Raw genomic sequence first — 3,510 nt, 5'->3', positions numbered from 1 at the left:
CTAAAAGATTTATTGTGATGGAAAGTGTGGCAGATATTTTTTTAGAAAAATTTAAAACTAAACTTTCGCAATTAATAGTGGGTGACCCTATGGATGCCAACACACAATTAGGCCCGATGAGTAGTGAAGCAGCAGCGGAGCAAATAGCAACGCAGGTACAAAATGCGGTTGATGGCGGTGCAACAATTGTATTAGGTGGAAAAAGGTTAAAGAGAGAAGGTGCTTTTATGGAGCCTACCATCATTACTAATATGCAACGGGATAATCCTGTTTACTACGAAGAGTTGTTTGGTCCGGTTGCTACATTTTTCAGGGTGATAGATGAACAGGGTGCAATAGAATTAGCAAATGATTCACCCTACGGCTTAGGCGGTTCCGTATTCACGCAAGATATTGAAAGAGGAAAACGGGTTGCAGACCAGATTGATACTGGTATGGTTTTCATTAATCACCCAACATGGACGCAGGCTGATTTACCTTTTGGCGGCACCAAACGTTCGGGCTATGGAAGAGAACTTTCCGAATTGGGTATTGATGAATTTGTAAACAAAAAACTAATCCGCGTCAGCGAATTATCAGATCCTTTTTAAATAAAACAAGAAATTAAAAAGTACCGATATGTTCCTTAAAATTTACGCGATTGCTGTTCCTGTGTTCTTCGCCATTGACATGGTTTGGTTGGTTGTGATTGCCCGTAATTTCTATAAAAACCAAATTGGTTTTTTGATGAAACCCGAAATAAACTGGACAGCTGCCATCCTATTTTATCTTTTGTTTTTAGTGGGATTGGTGGTGTTTGTAATTTCACCTGCGCTCGAGAAAAATGAATGGACTCGAGCTTTATGGTCAGGTGCTTTGTTTGGGCTTATTACCTATGCAACGTATGACCTTACTAACCTTGCTACCTTAAAAGATTGGCCGTTGGCAGTGGTGATCGTAGATATGCTTTGGGGTAGTCTGCTTGCTGCGAGTGTATCGGTTATCACTTATTTTATTGTTTTGCGGTGGGTTGCATGAACCTATATCTGATTATAGCATTAGCCTTGTTTACCTATATGGCGATTTGGTATGCGATTGCCCTTATAAAAAAGCGTAATGATGTAGCCGATGTTGCCTGGGGATTGGGCTTCGTGTTTCTTGCCTGGCTTGTTTTTTATTTATCAGGAGGCAATGATCGTGCATTAATGGTGAATTCACTTGTTACAGTGTGGGGACTGCGGCTAGCGTGGCACATTCATGCGCGCAACCATGGTAAATCGGAAGATTTCAGATATGCCCAATGGCGCATAGAGTGGAAGTATTTTTATCTGCGCAGTTTTTTGCAGGTGTTTATGTTGCAGGGAGTATTTCTTTTTGTTACCATCTGGCCGGTACTCTTCATCAACATATCGGTATCGGAGCCTTTTCAGTGGTTGGATGTAGCAGGTGTGTCCCTTTGGCTGATAGGCTTTTATTTTGAAAGTGCAGGTGATTATCAATTAAAGCAATTCAAAAAAATTCCTGCAAACAAAGGTAAGTTTATTACTACCGGGTTGTGGCGCTATTCCCGTCACCCGAATTACTTTGGCGAAGCGGTGCAATGGTGGGGTATTTTTTTATTTGCGTTGGCAATGCCCGGTGGCTGGATCACAGTAGCAGGCCCTATATTGATTACATATTTGTTACGCTATGTGTCGGGTGTGCCCATGCTCGAGCGCAGGTACGAAGGCAATGAAAAATTTGAAGCTTACAAAAAGAAAACAAGCATATTTTTTCCGTTGCCTGAAAGATTATAAACCCTTCAAAGCAGAGTTTTCTTCCTTTTAAATAAAAATAATTTATCATTAATGGAAAATAAATTCCTTTTATCAGCAACATTATTTGCAATTAGTTTTTTTAGCAGTACATCATTCATCAATGCTCAAGCCAATATTGATATAGAGTCTGGTGGTGTTTTTACAGGTTACAATAATGTGCGAATTCCGGGTGATGCAGGAACTTTATTTTCTTTGAAAACTGATTTGAACGCCAAGCCAAATGCTTTTATTCGCATAAGAGCAGGATATACAATAAAGTCCAGGCATAATATATCTCTTCTATATGCTCCTTTAATTGTGAAATCAAATGGATCAACAAATAAGCAAATTGATTTTGAAGGTGTAACCTTCCCTTCGAATACCGACCTGCATGCGAGCTATAAATTTAATTCATACAGGATAACATACCGATATGATATTATTAAAAAACCAAAAATTGAATTTGGTTTTGGTTTTACGGCAAAAATAAGAGATGCCGAAATAGCGCTTAATAGTCAGGGATTGGCTGCTTCAAAAAAAAATATAGGGTTTGTACCAATCGTTAATTTCAGGCTCAATTGGAAAATAAATGATAAAATTGGTATCCTCTTTGAGGGCGATGCGTTGGCAGCACCACAAGGGCGGGCAGAAGATGTGCTGCTTGCCGGAACATATAAATTTTCAGAACAATTCTTGATCCGTTTTGGATATCGAATTCTCGAAGGAGGAGCAGATAACGATGAGGTATTTAACTTTGCTTTGATCCATTATGCTTCTGTTGGTGTGTCATATACTTTTAAAAACAAGTTAAAACCAAATTAGTATAAAAATATTAATTATGAACAAAGCAAAATTATTCAAATTATTAGTATCACTTATACTTCCAATAGGCTTAGGTTCAATTGCAGGAATATTTACAGCAAAAGAAATACCTGAATGGTACACTACGCTGAACAAGCCTTTATTCAACCCACCAAGTTTTTTGTTTGGGCCTGTTTGGACAGCATTGTATATTCTCATGGGAGTTTCCATGTTTTTAATTTGGAACACACCTAAAACAGAACTCCGCCAAAAAGCACTTATGATTTTTGGCGTTCAGTTGTTCTTCAATTTCTGGTGGAGCATAATTTTTTTCTCCTTCCATCTAATTATACTTTCAGTCGTTGACATTTTGTTGATATGGGGTTTGATTATTTACATGATTATTATTTTCAAAAAGATTAATCCAGTAGCATCATATCTTCAAATACCTTATTTGATTTGGGTAACATTTGCTACTCTGGTTAATATTTCTATTTGGTATTTGAATAGATAAATGTAAATGAATAATTATATAAAACACAATGCCCAACAGGAATACTTAATAAAAAAAAGAATGTAAACAGTCCCAACTATTTTAATTTATGACCTTCCTCACGGACAATATATTATTAAACCAGACAATAAAGTTGGACACATAAAGACTGATTCAACCAACGCATTTGCAAGTACATTTTTATTTTTTCTCAATCACACATAGCCACTTTTAAAATTAAAAAGAGCTTCCGAGTTACCGCCACCGACAGACCAAATGGACAGACCAACAACGACAGACAAAAACGCCAGCCTTTAATCAAGTAGCCCGCCCCGCCAGCGCTAGCTGACGGGGAGAGGCTCTCACACCACTGTACATGCGGGTCACGCATACAGCGGTTCACTAAGCATACCATGACCGCTTTCTTTTTCATCGCTCATG

At 38.1% G+C, this 3,510-nt stretch carries 5 protein-coding genes; all 5 read left to right on the top strand.

Annotation, left to right across the window (positions count from 1 at the left end; genetic code table 11):
- Positions 1–590, top strand: a 590-nt coding sequence (locus SGJ10_01045; GenBank protein MDZ4756709.1) for an aldehyde dehydrogenase family protein, incomplete at its 5' end; no start/stop codon positions are given.
- A 28-nt stretch (positions 591–618) separates the two neighbouring features.
- Positions 619–1,017: a DUF2177 family protein gene (locus tag SGJ10_01040; protein MDZ4756708.1), complete on the top strand. Its 399-nt coding sequence runs from the start codon at positions 619–621 to the stop codon at positions 1,015–1,017.
- Positions 1,014–1,775 (top strand): DUF1295 domain-containing protein, encoded by a 762-nt coding sequence (locus SGJ10_01035; protein ID MDZ4756707.1) that lies wholly within the window; start codon positions 1,014–1,016, stop codon positions 1,773–1,775. The genes SGJ10_01040 and SGJ10_01035 overlap by 4 nt, the downstream gene beginning before the upstream one ends.
- Before the next feature lie 51 nt (positions 1,776–1,826).
- Positions 1,827–2,597 carry a hypothetical protein gene (locus SGJ10_01030; protein MDZ4756706.1) on the top strand — a complete coding sequence of 257 codons (771 nt, stop codon included), beginning with the start codon at positions 1,827–1,829 and terminating at the stop codon, positions 2,595–2,597.
- Positions 2,598–2,613: 16 nt separating this feature from the next.
- Entirely contained in the window at positions 2,614–3,090 is a 477-nt protein-coding gene (locus SGJ10_01025) for a TspO/MBR family protein (GenBank protein MDZ4756705.1), read from the top strand.
- Positions 3,091–3,510: the final 420 nt, after the last annotated feature.

This window comes from Bacteroidota bacterium, from assembly GCA_034439655.1.
Taxonomy (GTDB): domain Bacteria; phylum Bacteroidota; class Bacteroidia; order UKL13-3; family UKL13-3; genus CANJUD01.
This window is presented reverse-complemented; position numbering and strand designations above follow the sequence as displayed.

Excerpts from the sequence above, each read along its gene's own strand:
- SGJ10_01040 (MDZ4756708.1), top strand. The coding sequence starts at position 619 with ATGTTCCTTAAAATTTACGCGATTGCTGTTCCTGTGTTCTTCGCCATT.
- SGJ10_01035 (MDZ4756707.1), top strand. The coding sequence starts at position 1,014 with ATGAACCTATATCTGATTATAGCATTAGCCTTGTTTACCTATATGGCG.
- SGJ10_01030 (MDZ4756706.1), top strand. The coding sequence starts at position 1,827 with ATGGAAAATAAATTCCTTTTATCAGCAACATTATTTGCAATTAGTTTT.
- SGJ10_01025 (MDZ4756705.1), top strand. The coding sequence starts at position 2,614 with ATGAACAAAGCAAAATTATTCAAATTATTAGTATCACTTATACTTCCA.